We start from the raw sequence: 20,910 nt of genomic DNA, 5'->3' as shown, positions 1-20,910 counted from the left end.
CCGACGCCCCATGACCCCCCTCTTCAGCGCCCTCCTCGACGCCCTCGACGACCGCATGCGCCTGCGCGGGCCCACCCGCCAGGTCGCGAACAAGGTGTTCCCGTCGAACTGGTCGTTCCTGCTCGGCGAGGTCGCCACGATCGCGTTCGTCGTCCTGGTCGCGACCGGCATCTTCCTGACCCTCTTCTACCGGGCTTCGACGGAGGCGACGGTCTACGCGGGCCAGAACGAGTTCTTCGCCGGCACGGCCCTCCCGGCGGCCTTCGAGTCGATCGTCCGCCTGAGCGAGGACGTGCCGGGGGGCCTGTTCGTCCGCCGGGTGCACCGGGCCGCCAGCCACCTGTTCATCGCCGCCATCGTCCTGCACATGCTGCGGATCCTCATGACCGGGGCGTTCCGGAAGCCGCGGGAGCTGAACTACCACATCGGCATCGGGCTCCTCACCCTCGCCCTCGGGGAGGGGTTCCTCGGCTACTCCCTGCCCTATGACTCCCTCGCCGGCACGGGTCTGCGGGTCGCCTACTCGATCGTCCTGTCGATCCCGTACGTCGGGGAGGACATCGCGTTCTGGGTCTTCGGCGGCGAGTTCCCCACGGGCGACGTCATCCCGCGCTTCCACGCCCTCCACGTCTTCGTCCTGCCGCTGCTGCTGGCCGGGCTGATCGCCGTGCACGTCGCGATCCTGGTCCGCCAGAAGCACACCCAGATGCCGAACGACGAGGTCGACGGGCACACCTACATCGTCGGCAAGCCGCTGTGGCCGAGCCAGTTCGCCGAGTCCGGCACCCTGCTGCTGTGGGTCGGCGGGCTGCTGGCCGCGTCGGCGACGTTGATCCCCTGGAGCGACGTCGAGCTGCTCGGTCCGTACGTGGCGGGGGAGGTGGGCAACTCCGCCCAGCCCGACTGGTTCATGTTCTGGACCGAGGGGCTGCTCAGAGCCATCCCGCCGGTCGAGTTCGGCGTGCTCGGCGCGACGATCAACACCGTGTTCATCGGTGGCGTGCTGATCCCGGGGCTGCTGTTCGGCGCGCTGATCGCCTACCCGTTCATCGAGCGCCGGTTCTACGGCCTCGAGGGCGAGTGGCACGTCCTGACCAACCCGCTCGACATCCCGCTGCGGGCCGCGATGATCATGGGCACGTTCACGTTCGTGCTGCTGACGTCCGCGAACGCGACCAACGACGTGCTGAGCCGGATGACCGGGATCACGATCGAGGACATGGTCTTCCTCTTCCGGGCGGCCATCCTCGTCGTGCCGCCGCTGCTGGCCGGCCTGCTCTACGTCTGGTGCCGACGCCGCCTCGAGCGTGCGGGTGCGCGGGTCGCGACGAACGAGCTCGAGGCGCAGAGCCGCTTCGAGCCGTCGGCGATGAGCACCAGCTGATCACCCGCGGGCTCCACGCAGGTCCGTGACCACGGCGAGCAGCCGGGCGCGGATCGTGTCCGGCTCCAGCACGGGGACGCCGTCGGGCAGCGACGGCCGCTCGTCGGCGGGGTGCCACGTCACTACGACCACCCGGCCGGGGTCGATCGCGGCGCGCACCGCGGCGAGGGTGGGGTCGCCCGGTGCGGCGGTGACCACCACGACGCCCCGGGCGGCCCGGACGGCGTCATCCAGGGCGTCCACCCCGTCGGCGTCGACCCCCACGACGGTCACCGCGCCGAGGGGGGCGAGCAGCGCGGCCAGCAGCTCCGCGGTGCCGCGGTAGCGGCTCGCCACCAGGACCGGATCGGAGGTCGTGCCCACCGCCAGACCGTATCGTCAGCGCCTGTGACCCCCGCCGACAGCAGCGTCGCGCCCCCTCACCGCGTGCCGTGGTGGCCCGTCGCGGTCGCCGCGGCACTGCTGGCGGCGGGGGTGGCGGTGCGGGTGGGGTGCCTCGGTGCCGACGGGCTCACGCGCGCGGAGACGGCCTGGGCGTGGTGCTACTCCGACGTCCTGGCGCTCGGGCACGCCCGCGACCTCGCCGCCGCGCCGCTGCCCTACGTCGACGTCATGACCGAGTACCCGCCGCTCACGGCCCTCCAGTGGCTGGTGGCCGGGTGGCTGTCGACGGGGCCGACGGGGTTCTTCGGCGTGACCGCGGCGCTGCAGGTCGCGGCCTGGCTCGGGTGCGTGCGGCTCGTGGCCGGGGAGGCGGCCGAGCTCGGGCTGGCCGGCCGCCACCTGCTGGTCGTGGCCGCGGCTCCGCCGCTGGTGCTGGTGGCGACCACCAACTGGGACGCGCTCGCCGTCCTCGGGTTGACCGCCGGGCTCGTGGCGTCCCGTCGCGGCCGACCGGTCCTGGCCGGTGCGGCGCTCGGGCTGGGGGCGCTGGTGAAGGTCTTCCCGCTGGTCGCGGTGGCGGGGTTGGCCGGCCTGCGGTGGGACCGGGGCGAAGGGCGGGCTGCGGCACAGCTGGTCGGCACGGCGGCGGCGACGGTCCTGGCCGTGCAGGTGCCCGTGGCGGTGCTGGCCCCGGAGGGCTGGGACGCCTGGCTGGTGCTGAACGGCGAGCGCCCGGTGGACTGGGACACCGCGTGGTACGGCCTGCAGGTCCTCACCGGCCGGGCGCTGACCGTCGACGTGGCGAACGTGCTGGTCGCCGTCGCCGTCGTCGGCGGCTGGACGGCCATCGCCTGGGTGGCGCTGCACCGCGGAGACGAGGGCCACGGGATCGCTGGTCGCGGGATCGACGAGCGCGGGCTCGTCCTGGCGCTGCTCGCCTGGCTGCTGGTGGCGGGCAAGGTCCACTCGCCCCAGTTCTCCCTGTGGCTGCTCCCGCTGCTCGCCCTGGCACGGGTGGACCTGCGACTGGTGGCGGCGTGGGCGCTGGCGGACACCGCGGTCGTCCTGACCCGCTTCCCCTTCCTCGCCGGCCAGCAGGGCGTGGAACCCGCGCTCGGCTACGAGCCGTTCGGCCTCGCGGTGGCGGTCCGGGCGGTGCTCCTCGTCGCCGTCGTCGCGGCGGGGATCCGCACCCCGCGGCCCGCCCCGGCCCCGCCAGGGACACCGCCGGCTACGGGCGTGGCGGCGCGACCGGGTTGATGCCGTGCGGGGCGTCGGCCAGGCCGTGGAGGTGCAGCATGTGCTGGGTGGCGCGGTCCCAGCCGTGCCCCTCCGCGGCGGCCCGCGCCTGGCGGCGTGCGTCGGTTCCGCCGTCGAGGAGGCGCACCGCGGCCGCGGCCATCGCGGGGCCGTAGCCGTGGGCCGCCGCGCCGTACGGCTCGTCCAGCAGCTCGGCGACCGCGCCGGAGGCGGCGGCCACGACCGGGGTGCCCGACGCGAGGGACTCGAGTGCAGCCAACCCGAAGGTCTCGATCGGTCCGGGGCAGATGGCCACGTCGGCTGACGCGAGCAGCTCGGCGACGTGCTCGCGTCCGCGGAGGTGCCCGAGGAACGTGACCGGCAGGTCGCGGGCCCGTCGGCGGAGCCCCCGCTCGGCCTGGCCGGTCCCCGCGACCACCAGGCGCGCGTCGATCCCGCGCCGGCGCAGCGCGGCGAGTGCGGCGAGGGCGTTGCCGGGCTGCTTCTCCGGCGACAGGCGGCAGACCATCACCACCAGCACCGACTCACCGCCGAGGAGCCGGCGGCGCAGGACCGCGCTGCGCCGATCAGGTCGGAAGACGTCGGCGTCCACGCCCCACCTGACCACGTGGACGTCGTGGACGCCCGCTGCGGTGAACTCCTCGGCCGCCCACCGCGACGGCGAGACGACCGTGTCGAACCGTGCCGCCACCGCGGCGTTGTCACGGCGGGCGAGGACGGCCGGGCGGAGGATCCACGGCAGGTGGACGGACGCCAGCCGGTCGAGGCGCTCGTGGACCACGACCATCGAGGGGACCCGGCGCACCGCCGCCCAGTCCCCGACCGCGCGGAGCGTGAAGCGGTCGCTGACCTCCACCCGGTCGGGGTCGAGGTCGTCGAGGAGCCGCCGGACCCGCCCCAGGTCCACGATCATCCGGTAGCCGCCGGAGCGCGGGATCCGCGGGGCCCGGACGGTGACGACGGTCGCCCCGTCGGACCTGTGCGCGCCGTCGCGCGCGCCGGGGACGACGAGCACCGGCTCGTGCCCCGCCGTCGCGTACCCCTGGCGGAGGTGGGCGAGCGTGGTGCGGATGCCCCCCGAGGTGGGGCTGACGAAGTTCGCGACCTGCACGATGCGCACGGCGCTGCCTACGCGGTCGCCGCGACGGGGGCCGGGTGCGCCTCGGGGGCGTGGCCGGCCACTGCCGTCGCGTAGTGGGCGACCAGCTCGTCGGTCAGCGCCGCCCAGGTCCGGTCCTGCACCCCCGGTCGCGCCCGGGCGGTCATGTCACGCCGGCTGTCGCGGTCGGCCACCAGTCCGGCGACGGCTCGCCGGAGCGCGCGTGCGTCCCCCGGTCTGAAGAGCACGCCGTTGTCGCCGTGGCGGACGAGGTCGAGGGGGCCGCCCGACGCCGGGGCGACCACGGGGACGCCGCTGGCCAGCGCCTCCTGGACGGTCTGGCAGAACGTCTCGTGGGGGCCGGTGTGGACGAAGACGTCGAGGGAGGCGAACAGGCGGGCCAGATCGGTCCCGTCGAGGTGACCGGTGAACGTCGCGCCGCGGAGGCGCCCTGCCAGGCGGTCGCGCTCCGGGCCGTCGCCCACGACCACCAACCGGGTCCCGTCGAGACCGCGGAGGCCCTGCAGCAGCCCGACGTCCTTCTCCGGCGCCAGGCGACCGACGTAGCCCACCAGCAGGCGGCCGTCGGGCGCCAGCCGGCGGCGCAGGGCCGGGTCGCGGCGGGTCGGCGAGAAGCGGTCGACGTCGACGCCCCGCCCCCAGATGCGCACGCGCGGGATCCCGTTGCGGCGCAGGTCCCACGCGGCCGCGCTCGAGGGGGCCAGCGTGGTCTCGGCGGTGGAGTGGATCTTCCGCAGCCAGCGCCAGGCCAGACCCTCGGCCGCCCCCACCCGGTAGTGCCGTGCGAACCGGGCGAAGTCGGTCTGGTAGACCGCCACGACGGGCACGCCGATCCGCCGGGCGGCAGCCAGCCCCCATGCACCGAGCGCGACCGGCCCGGCGGCGTGCACGACGTCGGGCGCGAAGGCCTCGAGCTCCGCCGCCGTCCACGCGGACGGCATGCCGACGGGGATCGACTGGTACCCCGGCAGCGGCACCGACGCGGTCCGCACCACCGCAGCGCCGCCGTGGCGGGACGGACCCCTCCCCGGCGCGATGATGAGCACGTCGTGGCCGGCGCGATCCAGCTCCTCGGCGACCCGCGCGACCGAGTTCGCGACGCCGTTGACGGTCGGCAGGAACGACTCGGTGATGATCGCGATGCGCATGGGGACCAGGGTGGGCGTCGACGGGGCCGGGTGGGCGAGCGACAGGTTGCCGGCGGGCGACGTGACCGTGAACCCGTCACCTCGAGCCACCCTATCCGCGGACGACCCGAGCCCCGGACGACCCCAGCCCCGGACGAGGTTCGCCCTCGCCAACGGGGGGGTGGCGAGGGCGAACTGGTTGGTGCCGTCCACGGGGGATCGACGGCACCAGAACCCGCGGGATACGGGGGAGGACCCCGCGACTCCGTGGGGGAGTATGGCAGGCGCCGCCAGACCGGTCAAGCCCTTCCTGATCGGTCGGTCAGCTCCGGTCGGGGTCCGGCGGCTCGGCGGCGGTGGGGGGTGCGGCCGACGTCGGCGTGGTGGTCGGTGTCGGCGTCGGCGTCCCGCTGGGGAGCGGATCGATCGGCACCGCGGTGGGCAGGACCGTCGGCAGGCCGCCGGTCGGCTCGGGGACCGCCGTCGGGGACGGCGTCGCGGTCGCGGTCGGGGTGGGCGTCGGCGTCGGCGTGGCGGTCGGGGTGGGCGTCGGCGTGGCGGTGGCGGTCTCGGTGGGCGCCGGCCGCTGCTCGCCGAAGGCCGACCAGTCGGGCTGTGGGAAGTCCCGGACCTCGAGGCCCTCGTGGGTCCGGGCCATGAAGTCCGCCCAGGTCCGGGCGGGGAGCCCGCCGCCGGTCTCCTGTCCCGGCAGGCTGGAGCGGTCGTCGCGGTTGCCCATCCAGACGACCGCCGCCACCTGCGGGGTGTAGCCGGCGAACCAGGCGTCGCCGTGGTCCTGGGTCGTGCCGGTCTTCCCGGCGGCCGGACGGCCGATGGCCGCGGCGGTGCCGGTGCCCTGCTCGACCACGCCGCGGAGGACGTCGGTGGTGGCCAGCGCGACGTCGTCGTCGAGGACCCGCTGGTCGGCGGGCGACGCGGTGTACAGCACCTCGTCGTCCCGGCGGACCTCGACGACGGTGTGGAGGCGGTGGTGGACGCCACCGGCGGCGAGGGTCGCGTAGGCGCCGGCCATCTCGAGCGGGGTGACCTCCGCGGTCCCGAGCACCAGTGAGGGGACGCCCGCGAACGCCGGCGCGAACGGGCCGACCAGCCGCCCCGTGCCACCCCGCCCGAGGGCGAGGGTGGCGACGTCGGCCACGGCGTCGAAGCCGATCTCGGCGGCCACCTGCGCGTAGACGGTGTTCGAGGACCGCCACGTGGCACGGCGCAGGCTCATCGAGCCGTACGCCGCGCCCCCGTAGTTCGAGACGGTCCAGTCCCGGCCGTCGTCGGCGCCCGGGATGGTGAGCGTGGCCGGTGCGTCGAACGCCGTCTCGGGCGACCGGCCGTCAGCCAGCCATGCGGCGAGCGCCATCGGCTTGAACGTCGAGCCGGGTTGGCGCAGGGCGACGGCCAGGTTGAGCTGGTCCGTCGCGTAGTCCTCGCCGCCGACGACGGCGATCACACCCCCCGAGCCCGGGTCGACCGCGACGAGCGCACCGGTCGCGGTGGTCGACGTGAAGGCCGGCGCGTACGCGGCCTCGGCGTGGCGCTGGACGCCCAGGTTGAGGGTCGTCGTGACCTCCAGGCCTCGGCCGTCGGCGAACCCGAGCTGGTCGAGCTCCTGGCGCACGAGCGAGGTGAACCAGGGCGCGTCATCGCGGACGGCCGTCCGCCGCTCGACGGTGGGCGGCTGGGCGGCGTACAGCCCCTCGAGCAGGGTGGGGTCGAGCCAGCCCTCCTCCGCCATCCGGCCGAGGACGTAGCGGTAGCGCTGGTGGGACGCGGCGATGTCCACCAGCGGGTCGTGGCGCGACGGGGCGGGCAGCACGCCGGCCAGCACCGCGGACTGCTCGAGGGACAGCTGGGACGCGTCGATGCCGAAGTAGGCCTGGGCCGCCGCCTGGATGCCGTAGGCGCCGCGGCCGAAGTAGACGACGTTCAGGTAGCGCTCGAGGATCTCGTCCTTGGTGTAGGTCCGCTCGAGCTTGATCGCCAGGGCGGCCTCGCGGACCTTCCGCCACAGGGTCTGGGCATCGTCGCGGCTGATCACCTTGATGTACTGCTGGGTGATCGTCGACCCGCCCTGGCTGACCTCGCCGGCCCGGATGTTCTCGACCAGCGCGCGGAGCACGCCCGGGACGCTGACGCCCGGGTGGGTGTAGAAGTCGGCGTCCTCCGCGGCGAGGACCGCGTCGACGGTGTGGGCGGGGAGGCTGTCGAGGGGGACATCGCGCCGGGAGAACTGCGCGGAGAGCTGGGCGTACTCCACGTCGCCGGTGACGTCCAGCAGCCGCGCACCCTCCCCCTCGTCGACGGGCAGGGGCTCGGCGACGAAGATGACCAGCAGCACCCCCGTGAGGGCCAGGACGGCCAGCAGGCCGGGCACGACGGCCAGGGCCAGCAGGCGGCGCGGCCAGCGCCTACGGCGTCGGCGGGGACGACGAGGTTCGGGGGGCATCAGCCCAATGCTGGCGCGGAGGGGGCGGGGGCGCTAGCGGGGTGCGTCGCCCAGGCGGGCCGACAGGTCGCGGCCCGGGACGTGATCGGTGCCGAAGAGCTCCGCGGTGACCAGGTGGTTCCAGCCGCACACGAGGCAGCACTCCACCGTGTAGGCGGTGAAGCTCGGGTAGCGAGCGGCGAGGTCGTGGAGCTCCTCGGTCGTCCACACGACGCGGCCGGCGCGCTGCCGGAGGGCGTCGCCGTAGACGTACGTCACCTCCCGGACGGTGTTCTCCGCGTCGATGGGCACGTCGGCGCGGTCATCCGCCAGGCGGCAGATGGGGCAGGTCCGCGCCGTCTCCGTGCCGATGTTGCGGGCGGCGCGCATCAGCTCGGGATGCGCGTCGATCACGTCCTGGATGGCGACCGCGCCGCGCGTGACCTGCCTCACCAAGGCGCGCTTGGCCATCCGGTAGTCGATGCGTCCGGTCGACGTCACGCGTCGCAGTCTGCCAGAGGCCGTCCTCCACGGCTGCCCGGGGCTCCCGGGGCACCCACACGGGATGCGGTCCGCGCATGTATCGTGGCGCAGTATCGAGCTGATATAGCGCGGCGATACATCGGCGCGATACATTGGGGCTCCACGGCCGCGCGACGGCCGGATGTCGACGAGTCGGAGAGGAGGAGCCCCGGTGCTGGATCTCGCGATCCTCGGCCTGCTGAAGGAGCGGGCCATGCACGGCTACGAGCTGAAGCGGCAGCTCGGGCAGCGGCTGGGGTTCTTCTGGACCGTGTCGTTCGGGTCGCTCTACCCGACGTTGAAGAAGCTCGAGGCCGCCGGTGCGGTCGAGCGCCTCGCCGACACCGACGGGCGCTCACGCCGTCGCCAGGTCTACCGCATCACCCCCGACGGCGAGCGGCAGTTCATCGAGCTGATCGAGCAGGGCTCGTCGAGCGCGTGGGAGGAGGAGAAGTTCCCCCTCCGCTTCGCGTTCTTCCGCTACCTGCCGACCGAGTCGCGCGTGTGGCTGCTCCAGCGCCGGCGCGACTATCTCGAGGAGAAGCTGTCCGAGGGCCGCGCAGGCCTCACCCGGGCCCGCCGAGGCCGCGCCGACCCCTACACGCTGTCGCTGATGCGCCACGGCGTCGAGCAGACCGAGCACGACCTCGCGTGGATCGACGAGCTGATCGCCGCCGAGGCGGGTGCCGACCCACCCGACCTGCTCGACCCGCTCGACCAGCCCGACGCCACCGCTCCCCCCGACGCAGACGACGACCACCCCGACCACTCCGACCGACCCGGCGCCATCGAAGAGACGCGCCCCAAGGAGAACACCCGATGAGCACACACGAAGGAAAGGTCCGCGTCGCGATCGTCGGCGTCGGCAACTGCGCCAGCTCCCTGGTGCAGGGCGTCACCTACTACGCGGACGCGCCGACCACCGAGCGCGTGCCCGGGCTGATGCACGTCGACCTGGCCGGCTACCACGTGCGCGACATCGAGTTCGTGGCCGCCTTCGACGTCGACGCGAAGAAGGTCGGTCGTGACCTCTCCGAGGCCATCGTCGCCGAGCCGAACAACACCATCCAGTTCGCCGACGTCGCCCCGACCGGCGTGACCGTGCTGCGCGGCCCGACCCTCGACGGGTTCGGCGAGTACTACTCCATGGTCGCCGAGGAGTCCGACGACCCCGTCGTCGACGTGACCGAGGAGCTCCGCGCCTCGGGTGCCGACGTGCTCGTCTGCTACCTCCCCGTCGGCTCCGAGCAGGCCGCGAAGTTCTACGCCCAGTGCGCGATCGACGCGGGCGTCGGCTTCGTCAACGCCCTGCCGGTCTTCATCGCCACCGACCCGGAGTGGGCGGCGAAGTTCACCGAGGCCAACGTCCCGATCATCGGCGACGACATCAAGTCCCAGGTGGGCGCCACGATCACCCACCGCCTGCTGACCAAGCTGTTCGAGGACCGCGGCGTCACCATCGACCGCACCTACCAGCTGAACTTCGGCGGGAACATGGACTTCATGAACATGCTCGAGCGGAAGCGGCTGACCTCGAAGAAGATCTCGAAGACCCAGTCGGTGACCTCGCAGATGATCAAGGAGATCAACGGCGAGAACATCCACATCGGCCCCTCCGACCACGTGCCGTGGCTCGAGGACCGCAAGTGGGCCTACATCCGCATGGAGGGACGGAACTTCGGTGACGTGCCCCTGAACGCCGAGCTCAAGCTCGAGGTGTGGGACTCCCCCAACTCCGCTGGCGTCGTGATCGATGCGGTCCGCTGCATCAAGGTCGCGCGCGAGCGCGGCATCGGCGGCCCCCTGCTGGGCCCGTCGTCGTACTTCATGAAGTCCCCGCCGGTGCAGTACGCCGACAGCGTCTGCCACCAGATGGTCGAGGAGTTCATCGCCGGCTCGTTCGACGAGGCCGACGTCCCGACGGCCGAGCGGGCCTGACCCTACGGCTCAGCCCCGGGCCGTGCGCTGCACGGCCCGGGTGAAGCGGTCCGCCCAGCGGGCCAGGGCGTCGGTCAGCGCCGGCGGTTCGATGACCTCGAAGTCCGCGTCGACCGAGCCCAGCGCGAAGACCGCCCAGTCGAGGCCGCGGTCGCCCGGGTCCACGACCATGCGGAGCTCGCAGTGCTCCGCACCCCGGGCCTCGACCTCACCCCACCGGCGGACCACGGCGGCGACGACCTCCGCGGGAGCGGCGACCCGGACGCGCACGGTCGTGCGGGTGCTGGCCGCGAGGCGGTCGAAGCCCTCGGCCACGAACGTCGCCGCGTCGTCCGCGGGGAGCGGGCGGGGGCGGAAGCGGCGGTCGGTGCGGACGACGTCGCTGATCCGGTCGAGCCGGAAGCTGCGCCAGTCGCGGCGGTCGACGTCGTAGCACACCAGGTACCAGCGCCGGCCGTGTGACACCAGGCGGTGGGGTTCGACGTCCCGCTCGGTGCGGGTCCCGTCGGCGGCGGTGTAGGCGAAGCTGACGCGGACCTCGCTCTGGCAGCTCTCCGCCAGGTCGGTCAGGACGAGCGCGTCGACCGCCGGGCCGCCGACGCCAGGCCCTGCCTCCGTCACCTCCTGGAGGGCGTCGACCCGCCGCCGCAACCGGGCGGGCATCACCTGCATGACCTTCCCCAGCGCCCGGATGGCGCTCTGCTCCATGCCGGTCATCGTCCCGGCGACCGCGCGGAGACCGATCGCGAGGGCGACCGCCTCCTCGTCGTCGACCGCGAGGGGCGGCAGCGACGCACCGGGCGCGAGGTGGTAGCCGCCGTCGACGCCGCGGGCGGCCTCGACGGGGTAGCCGAGGTCACGCAGCCGCTCCACGTCCCGGCGGAGCGTCCGCGCCGAGACGTCGAGGCGATCCGCCAGCTCCGGGCCGGTCCAGTAGCGCCGGGACTGCAGCAACGTCAGCAGGCGGAACAGGCGCGAGCTCGGGGTGCTCATGCGCCGATCATGCCGCCGATTGCGGACAGATAGTGGCCGCTCGCCGCTGTGCCACGTGAAACTCCGTGGTTCGTAGCGGCCAGGAACTGACCGCAGTGCCGCTGATGCGGCCAGGATGTGACCGCTGCAGATCGGACGATGGGTCGCACCACCACCGAGAGGAGCGCCCCCATGATCCACCTGCGATCCCTGTCCAAGGACTTCACCGTGCCCGGCGGCGAGGTCGTCCACGCCGTGCGCGGCATCACCCTCGACGTCTCGCCCGGCGAGCTGGTCGCGGTGCTCGGGCCCAACGGCGCGGGCAAGTCGACCACCCTCCGCATGCTGACCACGCTGGTGGCACCGACCGCCGGGACCGCGACGGTCGTGGGCCACGACGTCGTCGCCGCGCCTGCCGAGGTCCGCCGTCGGATCGGGTACGTCGGCCAGGGCAACGGCGCCGGCCACGCCCAGCTGGTCGGCGACGAGCTGCGCAGCCAAGGACGGATCCACGGGCTGAGCGCCGACCGGGCTGCCAGCCGGGCGGATGAGCTGATGGCGGCCCTCGACCTCGCGGAGCTCGCGCGACGGAAGGTCGGCGACCTCTCCGGCGGGCAGCGACGCCGCCTCGACATCGCGATGGGCATCGTCCACCAGCCGACGCTGCTCTTCCTCGACGAGCCCTCGACGGGACTCGACCCGCAGAGCCGCGCGAACCTGTGGGCGCACATCCTGCGGATCCGGGCCGAGCTCGGCATGACCGTCGTGCTGACGACCCACTACCTCGACGAAGCCGACGCGATGGCCGAGCGGGTCGTGGTCGTCGACCACGGCGAGGTCATCGCCGACGACACCGCGGAGGCGCTCAAGGCCGACCTGGCGGGCGACCGCGTCGACCTGGAGGTCCCCACGGCGCCGGACGCCGTGGCGCTGTCCGGGGCCCTCGCGGCCCTCCCCCAGGTCGTCGACGTGGCGGCGCGCGACCAGCGACTCGAGGCGCGGGTGGCCCACGGCCCTCGTGCGGTCCCGGCGGTGCTGGCCGCCGCCGCGTCGACGGGGACCGCCGTCCTCGCCGTGGACGTCCACCGGCCGACGCTCGACGACGTGTTCCTGTCCCTGACCGGCCGCAGCCTGCGCGAGGACGGCCGAGCGGACATCGAGCGCCCCACCGCCGACACGACCCCCGACCCCACCCGCACGACCACCACCCGCGAGGAGATCACCGCATGAGCACCACGAGCACACCCGTCCAGCCCCTCCCCACCGCCGTCGACGCCGTGCGCCGGCGTGGTGTCCTCGGCGACGTGGCCCTGGTGCTGCAGCGCGAGCTGCGACCGCTGCTGCGGGACCCGTTCAGCGTGGTCTTCGGCATGGTCCAGCCGCTGGTCTTCCTGGGGCTGTTCGGGCCACTCCTCTCCGGCGTCGTCGGGGACGACGCCGTCGTCGGAGGGTCCGCCTGGCAGTGGTTCGTCCCCTCCATCCTGGTGATGACCACGTTGTTCGGGACGTCGACCACGGGGGCCAACCTCCTGGCGGAGTTCCAGACCGGCTCCCACGAGCGCCTGCTGGTCACGCCCCTCTCCCGCGCCTCGCTCCTCGCCGGTCGGGCCTTGAAGGAGATCGTGACCCTCGCGGCCCAGTCCGTGGTCATCGTGGCCGCGGTCGTGCCGTTCGGCTTCCGCCTGCACCTTCCCGGCGCACTGCTCGGCCTGGTGCTGCTGGCGACGTTCGGTGTCGGCCTGGGCGCCCTCAGCCACGCGTTGGCGATCGCGGTCCGCCGCACCGAGTGGATGTTCTGGGCGGTGCAGCAGACGTTCCTCTTCCCGCTGTTGATCCTGTCGGGCACGTTGCTGCCCCTCGAGGCCGGCCCGGCCTGGATGCGGGTGGCCGCGCAGGCGAACCCGCTCACCCACCTGCTCGACGCCGAACGGGCCCTCTTCGCGGGTGACCTGTGGAGCGGTGACGTCCTGGCCGGTGTGATCGCGGCTGCCGCCACCGCCGTGGTCGGGTTGGCGATCGGCATCAGGGCGATGAGGGGCAGTGCGGAGTAGCCCTGCCCGTGATCCTGTCCCCCGATCCCGCCTGGGAGCTCCGCCCAGCTCGACACCGCAACCCGACCTGGACGGGAATCCGCAGGTCAGCGGTCCACCGGTGCCCCTGGGTCCTGTGGCTCACGGGGTACCTGTGAACCACCGTCAAGAGCTGGGTTGAACTCCCAGGTGGGGGGTCGACGCTGAACCACCCGGCTGTGGTTCGATGTCTACTCGCGGCGTTCGGCCCAGATCAGCACCTCCGGGTCGAGGACCGTCGGGGGGCGGACGCGCTGGTAGCCCCCTGGCTCGACCCCCGCGGTGCCGACGACGCGCCAGCCATGGTGCTCGAGGAGGTCGACCAGGTGTGGGACGCTGTACGCGGCCGTCCACAGGTCGAACCCCTGACGTGCGCCGTCGGGCCCGCGGACGTCGGCCACGTGGTGGTGCAGCCCCCGGTCGAGGTCGAGGGCCTCGCCCTCGGCGAGGTACCGCGCGGCGAACGCCAGCGAGAACGCCGTCAGTGCGAGACGTCCGCCGGGCCTGACGACCCGGGCCCACTCCGCGACGGCGGCGCGGTCGTGGCTGGGGGTGATCCCGAACCCGCCCTGGCAGACCGACATGAGGCCGTCCACCGCCGCGTCCGCCAGCGGCAGGGCCGCGGCCCTGGCCGCGACGAGGGACGGGGCGCCGGTCCGCGAGCCGCGGAGGACCTCGGGGGAGAGGTCGATGCCCACCGCCGCGACGCCGCGCGCAGCCAGCGCCGCGACGTGTCGCCCGTCACCGCACCCGACGTCGACGACGCGATCCCCCGGCCGGACGGCGAGCACCTCGGCCAGGACACCCGCCTCCTGCGCGGTGTGGCGGGCGAAGGCGTTGCGGTGGTACTCACCGGCCTGGAACCGGCCGATCTGGGCGTACGCCGAGCCCTCCGCCGGCGGGTCGGGGACCTCCGCCGGCTCACCGCGGTGGTCGGTGAACCCCACGGGCGGGGTTCAGCCGCCGTCGGTGGCGGACGTCTTGGGCTTGGGCGGGACCTTCTCGCCGACGACCTCGATGCCCCGGTCCCGTGCCCAGACGTCGAGCAGGGCGAACCCCTCGTCCTCGCTCATCGGGCCGTGGTCGATCGCCTGCTCCTTCAGGTGGTCCCACGCCTCGCCGACGAGGGGGCCTGGCGTGATCCCGAGGTACGCCATCACCTGGGTGCCGTCGATCGGGGGGCGGATGGCCTCGAGCGCCTCCTGCTCGGCGAGGGCGGCGATCCGCTCCTCCAGGTGGTCCATCGCCTGGGCGAACCGCCGGCGCTTCGCGCGGTTCTTCGTCGTCACGTCGGCGCGGGTCAGCAGGTTCAGGCGGCGCAGCTGGTCGGGCGAGCCCGCGTCGTGGACGTAGCGGCGCACTGCCGAGTCGGTCCACTCGCCCTCGGAGTAGCCGTGGAAGCGCAGGTGCAGGCGCACCAGCTCGCTGACGTCGCGGATGACGTCCTTCGGGTACTTCAGCTCGCGGAGGCGCGCCCGGGTCATGCGGGCGCCGACCACGTCGTGGGAGTGGAAGCTGACCGTCCCGTCCCGGTGGAACTCGCGGGTGGCGGGCTTGCCGATGTCGTGGAGCAGGGCGGCCAGGCGCAGCACGACGTCGTCCGCGGCGCACGACTCCACGACGGCCATCGTGTGGGCGTACACGTCCTTGTGGTGGTGGGCCGGATCCGCCTCCATGCGCAGGGCCGGGACCTCCGGAAGGAAGATGTCCGCCAGCCCGGTCTCGACCAGGAGGTCCATGCCGAGCGCGACGTGCGGACCGCAGACGAGCTTGTCCAGCTCGGCCGCGATGCGCTCGGCGGAGATCGTGTGCAGCTCGCTCGCCATCGCCCGGGCGGCGGCCACCGCCTCCGGGTCCGGCGCGAACCCCAGCGTGGCGGCGAACCGCGCGAGCCGGATCATCCGCAGCGGGTCGTCGGCGAAGCTGGCCTTCGCCTCGATGGGGGTGCGCAGGACCCGGGCGGCGAGGTCCTCCCAGCCGCCGTGGGGGTCCACGACGCGCCGGTCGGGGAGGGACACGGCGATGGCGTTCACCGTGAAGTCCCGCCGGGACAGGTCGGTCACGATGTCGTCGCCGAAGCGCACCTGGGGGTGCCGCGACCCGGGCGTGTAGTCGTCCGAGCGGTAGGTGGTGATCTCGATCGGGTGCGGACCGCGGACCGCGCTGACGGTCCCGAACCGCGCTCCGGTCAGCCAGACGTGGTCGGCCCAGCCGCCCAGCACCGCTGCGGTCTGCTCGGGCATGGCCGACGTGGCGAAGTCCAGGTCGGGGGAGTCCGCCGCGCCCCGCAGCGCGTCGCGGACCGTGCCGCCGACCAGGTGCAGCTCGTGGCCGACGGCGGCGAAGCGCTCGCCCAGCTCGTCGGCGACCGGGAAGTCGACGAGGGCGCCGAGCGCCTGGAGCTGGGCATCGCGGAGCGCGACGTCGTCGGTGGCCATGACCCCATCGTACGGATCACCCCGAGGCGGTCAGCCGGTCAGGCGCGTCACGGGCTCCGGGGTGGCCTCGAGCCCGGCGGCCCGGACCGCGATGCGGAAGTCGTGCGGGCTGGTGGCGGCCGCCAGCGCGTCGCGCATCGTGACCTCACCGCGGCGGTAGAGGTCGAGCAGGTGCTGGTCGAAGGTCTGCATCCCGTAGTACGAGCCCTCGGCGATCGCGTCGGTGATGTCCTCGGTCTTGCTCGGGTCGACGACGAAGTCGTAGAGCCGCTGGGTCATCACGAACGCCTCGATCGCAGCCACCCGGCCCCCGCCGATGCGCGGCACGAGCCGCTGGCAGAGGATGCCCTTCAGCGCGTTAGCCAGCGACAGGCGCGCCTGGTATTGCTGGTGGGGCGGGAACAGGTCCAGGATGCGGTTGATCGTCTCAGTGGCGTTCGTGGTGTGGAGCGTCGAGATGACGAAGTGGCCGGTCTCGGCAGCCTGCAGGGCGGCGGTGACCGTCTCGACGTCGCGCATCTCCCCGATGAAGATCACATCGGGGTCCTGGCGGGCCACCGACCGCAGCGCCGTCGCGAAGTTGTCGGTGTCGACGCCGATCTCGCGCTGGTCGACGATCGCGAGCTGGTCGGGGTGGAGGATCTCGATCGGGTCCTCGATCGTCACGATGTGGCTTCGCCGGGTCGCGTTGATGTGGCCGATCATCGCCGCGGTCGTCGTGGTCTTGCCCGAGCCGGTCGGGCCGGTGACGAGCACCAGCCCGCGGTGCTCCTCGGCCAGCGCGCGGCAGACCGGCGGGAGCCCGAGCTGGTCGAAGTCCTGGTTGCCGGGCAGGACGCGGCGGAAGACCAGCCCCACCGAGCCGCGCTGGCGGAACACGGCGACGCGGAAGCGCCCGAGCCCGCTGACGCCGTACGCGCAGTCGGCCTCCTGGCCCCGCTGGAACGCGTCGAGCGCACGACCCTCGAGCACCTCGAGGGCGAACCGCTCGGTGTCCTCGGCGTACAGCCACGGCAGGTCGTGGATCTCGCTGAGGTCGCCGTCGATGCGCACGTAGGCCGGGCCCCCCGCCTTGAGGTGCAGGTCTGACCCGCCCTTGTCGACGAGGAGTTGGAGGTAGTCCCTGATGTGCATGGTCTGCGTCGCCCCTGCGGAGGTGTGGTCGTCCGGCCCTCGGTTACCATCGGCAGGTGGGCCGCCGACCTTGACCCCACGGAGCCAGGTCCCCCTCCGCTGCCCGACATCGCGACACCGACCACGTATCGTTGACGGCCGATCGACCTGTGCGGCGCCGTTCGGCCGCGCCGCGGATTCGCCACCTGATGGCCCGCTACCCGACCAAGCACGCGACCTCGGCCGGCGGTCTGGTCTACGACGACCGGGCCGACGGGCGTTGGGTCGTGCTCATCGCGCACCGCAACGCCGGCGGTGTGCTCCAGTGGACGTTGCCGAAGGGCGGGCTCGAGGAGGGCGAGGACCTCGAGGAGGCAGCGGTCCGGGAGGTCCGCGAGGAGACCGGGCTCGAGGCCCGCATCGAGGCGAAGCTCGGCGTCGTCGACTACTGGTTCGTGTGGCGGCCGGACCGCGTGCGGTACCACAAGTACGTCCACTACTACCTGATGGGCCTGCAGGGCGGTGACTTCAGCCGCCGCGACGACGAGGCAGAAGACGTCGCGTGGCTCCCCATCGACGAGGCCCTCGACCGGCTGGCGCACCCGAACGAGGCACGGCTCGTCCGCCGCGCCCTGGACAGCGCATCCACCGACGACGCCACTGACCCCGACCCCGACCCCGGCGCCGATCAGGTCCGCACACCCCGGGAGACCGGGCCGTGACCTCGCGCGGCGCCACCCGGGTGCGGGCGGCGGTCCTGGCGCTGCTGGTCCTGTCGCTGCTGGTCCCGGCCCTCGTCGCGCCGAGCGCGCCCGCGGGAGCCCAGCAGGACCCGGCCCCCCCGCCAGCCCAGGACACCCCGGCCGGTCCCGTCGGGGTCGAGCTCACGATCGTCGAGCTCGACGCCGTGGTGGAGGCGACCGACCCCGACGCGGCCCTCACCGCGACGCTCGCCCTGCGTGCCGGCGCGGAGGACCGCCGCGACCTGCGGCTGGTCACCACCGTCCACGCCCGGGCCGATGGGCGGACGGGGCTCCAGGCCGCCCTCGACGGCGACCTCGGCTCGGTGTTCGACGCCACCAGCGCGCCGCTGCCCGACCTGACGGCGGGTACGACCCGGCTGGTCACCGCCCGCACCGAGACCGCGTCGCTGTCGCTGCAGGGCGAGGACCGCGCCGGCGTGTACCCGGTGCAGCTGCAGGTCTTCGACGGCGCCGAGCCGGTCGGCGCCGTGGTGACCAGCCTCGTCGTCCTGCCGCCCGAGGGTCCGGCTCCGCTGCCGGCCACCACGGTCGTGCACCTCCGCAGCGACGCGATCCCCCTGCGGGACGACATCGCCCACGCGACCGCGGAGGCGGCCGTCGGACCCGACGGCCCCCTCGTCGCGCAGGCGGACCAACTCGACGCGGTCGCCGCCGACGGGTCGGCCGCCGGTGTGGTCCTCGCCGCCGACGGACGCACCCTGGAGGACCTGACCGCGATGGCCGACGGGTACGTCCGAGCCGACGGGACGGCGGTGCCCGACGACCGGCGCGTCGCCCGCCGCGCCGGCACCGTCGTCGAGGCCGCCGCCCGCCTCGCCCGCCGCGGTGACGTCGAGACGATCGCCTACCCCTACGCCGCCGCCGACCTCGTCGCCCTGGTCCGGGCCGACCTCGCCGACCCCGCCCTCGAGCTGGTGGCCGAGGGCGGGTCGGCGACGAGCGCGACCACCGGATCTCCGGTCACGACCGGCGTCCTCGTCCCCCCGGACGGGTTGGACGCCGAGACGCTCGCCGCCCTCGGCCCCGCCGACGCCGAGGCGGTGCTGCTCGACGAGCGGTACCTGTCCTTCGCCGACGAGGGGGACCTCGAGCCGATCCGCCGGCTTCGCACGGCCGACGGCGGCGAGGTGCGGATCCTCGTCCCGGACGACGTCCTGTCCCAGGTGCTCGCGGACCCCGCCGCCGAGGGCGTCCCCGCCGTCGTGCAGCGCGTCCTCGCCGAGACCGCCGCGGCGTGGCTGGCGGACGCGGGAGGACCCCGCTCCGAGGCGCTGCTGCTGTCCGCCCAGACCGGCGCGGACCTCCCCGACGGGGTCCTGGCGGCGGTCACGGCGGCGGTCGCCGACGCGCCGTGGCTGCGCCCGGTGGGCCTCTCGGAGCTCCGCCGGCGGGTCGCACCCTCCGACCGCGTCGTCCGACTCGCCTACCCGCCCCGGTCGGCCGCCTCGGAGCTGCCGCAGACCTACGTCCGCCAGTACGCCGACGCCCGTGCCGCGCTGATCCCGCTCGGCGCGGTGCTGCCGGAGGGGGACCCGACGACCGAGTCGTTCTCGGAGTCCCTCGAGGTGGTCCCGTCGACGGCGTACCGCGACCCCGAGCTGCGGTCCCTCGGGGCGGGGCGGAGCACCGACGTCCTGCAGCACATGGCCGGGCTCACCGGCGCGGTCGGCATCGTCCCGAGCGCCCCGATCACCCTGACGGCCACGACGGGCGAGGTCCCGATCACCGTCACCAACGGCAGCGACGTCGACGTCGACCTGGTCGTGTCGGTCGAGGCAACGCGCTTCGACTTCGCGGACGACACCCAGGCGGTGACGCTGCCGGCCCGGTCGTCCCAGCGGCTCGTCTTCGACGCCCGGGCCCTGAACCCCGGCGCGTTCGCCCCCGTCGCGGTGACGATCAGCGACCCCACGGGTGCGCTCCGCATCGCCCGCACCCAGATCAGCGTCAGATCCGCGGCGGTGCCCGTGGTGGGGCTCGTGGCGAGCGTCGGGAGCGTGCTCGTCCTCCTCGTCTGGGGTGTCCGCCAGGGCCGACGGCGCCGCAAGGTCGGCCGGCACGAGCGCCGGACCCGCCAGTCCCCGGCCGCATGAGCGAGGGCCGCGGGTCCCTCCTGGTCGGCGCCGGCATCGGGCTGTCGCGCATCAGCGGGTTGCTGCGGGAGATCGCGATGGCCGCGTTCCTCGGCAGCGGGATCGCCGCCAACGCCTTCCGGGCCGCCATCAAGATCCCGAACGCCCTGCAGAACCTCCTGGGGGAGGGGGTCCTCAGCGCCTCGTTCATCCCGTCGTACTCGCGGCTGCTGGCCGAGGGACGGCCCCGCGCCGCCGCGAAGGTCGCCGGGACGGTCCTCACCCTGCTCCTGGGGGTCACCGGCCTCCTGGTGGTCGTCGGCGTCCTGGCCGCGGGGCCGGTGACCTCGCTGATCGCGCCAGGCCTGGTGGGGGAGGAGCGGGACCTGACCGTCCGGCTGGTCGCGATCGTCACGCCCGGCATCGGGCTCCTGGTCGCATCCGCGTGGTGCCTCGGGGTGCTCAACAGCCACCGCCGGTTCTTCCTCTCCTACGTCGCGCCGGTCCTGTGGAACGTCGCCCAGATCGTCGCGCTCGTCGTCGCCGGGCTGTTCGTCTTCACCGAGGCGGACGTCGTCGACCCCGGCGTGCTGCTGAGCGGGGACGCGCGGGGCATCGCCCTCACCCTCGGGTGGGCGACGGTGGTCGGCGCCGGGCTCCAGCTCGGCGTGCAGGTCCCGCAGGTCCGCGAGCTCGTCGGCGACCTGCGGCTGTCGCTCCACCTCGACGCCGAGACGCGGACCGTGCTGCGCCGCTTCGCCCCGATCGCGGGCGCCCGCGGCGTCGTGCAGGTCAGCGCCTACGTGGAGCTGGCCCTGGCCAGCTTCCTCGTGACCGGGGCGATCGCGAACCTCGGGTACGCCCAGACGCTGTACCTGCTGCCGATCAGCCTGTTCGGCATGAGCGTCGCGGCTTCGGAGCTGCCCGAGCTCTCGAGCGCGATGGCGACGGCGGACCGCCGTGCCGCTGCGGAGGCCATCGCCCGCCGGCTCCGGACCGGCCTGGCGCGGATCGCCTACTTCGTCGTCCCCATCGCGGTCGCGTTCGTGGCCGCCGGCGACCTGGTCGTCGGTGCGCTGCTGCAGCGCGGCCAGTTCACCCGCGCCAACACCGTCCAGGTCTGGGCCATCATCGCCGCCTACGGCCTCGGCCTGCTGGCCGCGACCGCAGCCCGGCTGCTGCAGTCGGCGCTGTACGGCCTCGGCGACACCCGGACGCCCGCACGGGCGAGCCTGATCCGCGTCGGGGTCTCACTCGCCGTCGGCGTGGTGCTCATGTTCCAGCTCGACCGGGTCGCCGTCGGCGCC

The 20,910-nt window shown here is 74.0% G+C and carries 18 protein-coding genes; 9 read left to right on the top strand and 9 right to left on the bottom strand.

Going from position 1 to position 20,910, the window contains the following annotated elements; translation table 11 throughout:
• The first annotated feature begins 10 nt into the window (after nt 1–10).
• Nucleotides 11–1,384: a cytochrome bc complex cytochrome b subunit gene (locus ACEQ2X_RS15510; RefSeq protein ID WP_370326737.1), complete on the top strand. Its 1,374-nt coding sequence runs from the start codon at nt 11–13 to the stop codon at nt 1,382–1,384.
• Here ACEQ2X_RS15510 and ACEQ2X_RS15505 read toward each other — a convergent pair whose 3' ends face one another.
• The gene (locus ACEQ2X_RS15505) at nt 1,385–1,747 is read right to left on the bottom strand and encodes a hypothetical protein (RefSeq protein ID WP_370326736.1); all 363 of its coding nucleotides are present in this window, start codon (nt 1,745–1,747) and stop codon (nt 1,385–1,387) included. It abuts the gene before it with no gap.
• Nucleotides 1,748–1,771: 24 nt separating this feature from the next.
• Here ACEQ2X_RS15505 and ACEQ2X_RS15500 point away from each other — a divergent pair, with 24 nt between their 5' ends.
• Nucleotides 1,772–3,028, top strand: coding sequence for a glycosyltransferase 87 family protein (locus ACEQ2X_RS15500; RefSeq protein WP_370326735.1), 1,257 nt, complete (start codon nt 1,772–1,774; stop codon nt 3,026–3,028).
• On the opposite strand, the gene ACEQ2X_RS15495 is transcribed toward ACEQ2X_RS15500, so the two are convergent.
• The 4 genes from ACEQ2X_RS15495 to ACEQ2X_RS15480 all read right to left on the bottom strand — a co-directional run bounded on the left by ACEQ2X_RS15495 (nt 3,000) and on the right by ACEQ2X_RS15480 (nt 8,216).
• Nucleotides 3,000–4,148 carry a glycosyltransferase gene (locus tag ACEQ2X_RS15495; RefSeq protein WP_370326734.1) on the bottom strand — a complete coding sequence of 383 codons (1,149 nt, stop codon included), beginning with the start codon at nt 4,146–4,148 and terminating at the stop codon, nt 3,000–3,002. The genes ACEQ2X_RS15500 and ACEQ2X_RS15495 overlap by 29 nt on opposite strands.
• An 8-nt stretch (nt 4,149–4,156) precedes the next feature.
• Entirely contained in the window at nt 4,157–5,296 is a 1,140-nt protein-coding gene (locus ACEQ2X_RS15490) for a glycosyltransferase family 4 protein (RefSeq protein ID WP_370326733.1), read from the bottom strand.
• Nucleotides 5,297–5,597: 301 nt separating this feature from the next.
• On the bottom strand, nt 5,598–7,736 hold the full coding sequence (locus ACEQ2X_RS15485) for a transglycosylase domain-containing protein (RefSeq protein ID WP_370326732.1): 2,139 nt from the start codon (nt 7,734–7,736) through the stop codon (nt 5,598–5,600).
• A 33-nt stretch (nt 7,737–7,769) separates the two neighbouring features.
• Nucleotides 7,770–8,216, bottom strand: coding sequence for a DUF5318 family protein (locus ACEQ2X_RS15480; protein ID WP_370326731.1), 447 nt, complete (start codon nt 8,214–8,216; stop codon nt 7,770–7,772).
• Between the two features lie 193 nt (nt 8,217–8,409).
• Between ACEQ2X_RS15480 and ACEQ2X_RS15475 the strand changes: the two genes are divergently transcribed.
• Together ACEQ2X_RS15475 and ACEQ2X_RS15470 are read left to right on the top strand one after the other, a co-directional pair.
• Entirely contained in the window at nt 8,410–9,060 is a 651-nt protein-coding gene (locus ACEQ2X_RS15475) for a PadR family transcriptional regulator (protein ID WP_370326730.1), read from the top strand.
• Complete coding sequence (locus ACEQ2X_RS15470; RefSeq protein ID WP_370326729.1) at nt 9,057–10,175, top strand: inositol-3-phosphate synthase; 1,119 nt, start codon at nt 9,057–9,059, stop codon at nt 10,173–10,175. The genes ACEQ2X_RS15475 and ACEQ2X_RS15470 overlap by 4 nt, the downstream gene beginning before the upstream one ends.
• A 9-nt stretch (nt 10,176–10,184) precedes the next feature.
• On the opposite strand, the gene ACEQ2X_RS15465 is transcribed toward ACEQ2X_RS15470, so the two are convergent.
• On the bottom strand, nt 10,185–11,168 hold the full coding sequence (locus tag ACEQ2X_RS15465) for a helix-turn-helix transcriptional regulator (protein WP_370326728.1): 984 nt from the start codon (nt 11,166–11,168) through the stop codon (nt 10,185–10,187).
• A 171-nt stretch (nt 11,169–11,339) separates the two neighbouring features.
• Here ACEQ2X_RS15465 and ACEQ2X_RS15460 point away from each other — a divergent pair, with 171 nt between their 5' ends.
• Both ACEQ2X_RS15460 and ACEQ2X_RS15455 read left to right on the top strand, forming a co-directional pair.
• Nucleotides 11,340–12,377 carry an ABC transporter ATP-binding protein gene (locus ACEQ2X_RS15460; protein WP_370326727.1) on the top strand — a complete coding sequence of 346 codons (1,038 nt, stop codon included), beginning with the start codon at nt 11,340–11,342 and terminating at the stop codon, nt 12,375–12,377.
• Entirely contained in the window at nt 12,374–13,198 is an 825-nt protein-coding gene (locus tag ACEQ2X_RS15455; protein WP_370326726.1) for an ABC transporter permease, read from the top strand. Before ACEQ2X_RS15460 ends, ACEQ2X_RS15455 begins: the two co-directional genes overlap by 4 nt.
• Nucleotides 13,199–13,407: 209 nt before the next feature.
• On the opposite strand, the gene ACEQ2X_RS15450 is transcribed toward ACEQ2X_RS15455, so the two are convergent.
• From ACEQ2X_RS15450 to ACEQ2X_RS15440, 3 genes are read right to left on the bottom strand one after another with little or no spacing between them, the layout of a single operon-like run.
• Complete coding sequence (locus ACEQ2X_RS15450) at nt 13,408–14,163, bottom strand: class I SAM-dependent methyltransferase (RefSeq protein ID WP_370326725.1); 756 nt, start codon at nt 14,161–14,163, stop codon at nt 13,408–13,410.
• A 9-nt stretch (nt 14,164–14,172) separates the two neighbouring features.
• On the bottom strand, nt 14,173–15,654 hold the full coding sequence (locus ACEQ2X_RS15445; protein ID WP_370326724.1) for a CCA tRNA nucleotidyltransferase: 1,482 nt from the start codon (nt 15,652–15,654) through the stop codon (nt 14,173–14,175).
• Between the two features lie 30 nt (nt 15,655–15,684).
• Nucleotides 15,685–16,788, bottom strand: a complete 1,104-nt coding sequence (locus ACEQ2X_RS15440; RefSeq protein ID WP_370326723.1) for a type IV pilus twitching motility protein PilT — start codon at nt 16,786–16,788, stop codon at nt 15,685–15,687.
• Nucleotides 16,789–16,976: 188 nt separating this feature from the next.
• Between ACEQ2X_RS15440 and ACEQ2X_RS15435 the strand changes: the two genes are divergently transcribed.
• The 3 genes from ACEQ2X_RS15435 to murJ form a co-directional block, all read left to right on the top strand.
• Nucleotides 16,977–17,489 carry an NUDIX hydrolase gene (locus ACEQ2X_RS15435; RefSeq protein WP_370326722.1) on the top strand — a complete coding sequence of 171 codons (513 nt, stop codon included), beginning with the start codon at nt 16,977–16,979 and terminating at the stop codon, nt 17,487–17,489.
• A complete protein-coding gene (locus ACEQ2X_RS15430; RefSeq protein ID WP_370326721.1) occupies nt 17,486–19,624 on the top strand; it encodes a DUF6049 family protein in 2,139 nt (712 codons plus the stop codon). Before ACEQ2X_RS15435 ends, ACEQ2X_RS15430 begins: the two co-directional genes overlap by 4 nt.
• The coding region (gene murJ, locus ACEQ2X_RS15425) for a murein biosynthesis integral membrane protein MurJ (protein WP_370326720.1) at nt 19,621–20,910 on the top strand (1,290 nt) is incomplete at its 3' end. The genes ACEQ2X_RS15430 and murJ, both read left to right, overlap by 4 nt.

The sequence above is a fragment of the Euzebya sp. genome (assembly GCF_964222135.1).
Classification (GTDB): domain Bacteria; phylum Actinomycetota; class Nitriliruptoria; order Euzebyales; family Euzebyaceae; genus Euzebya.
This window is presented reverse-complemented; position numbering and strand designations above follow the sequence as displayed.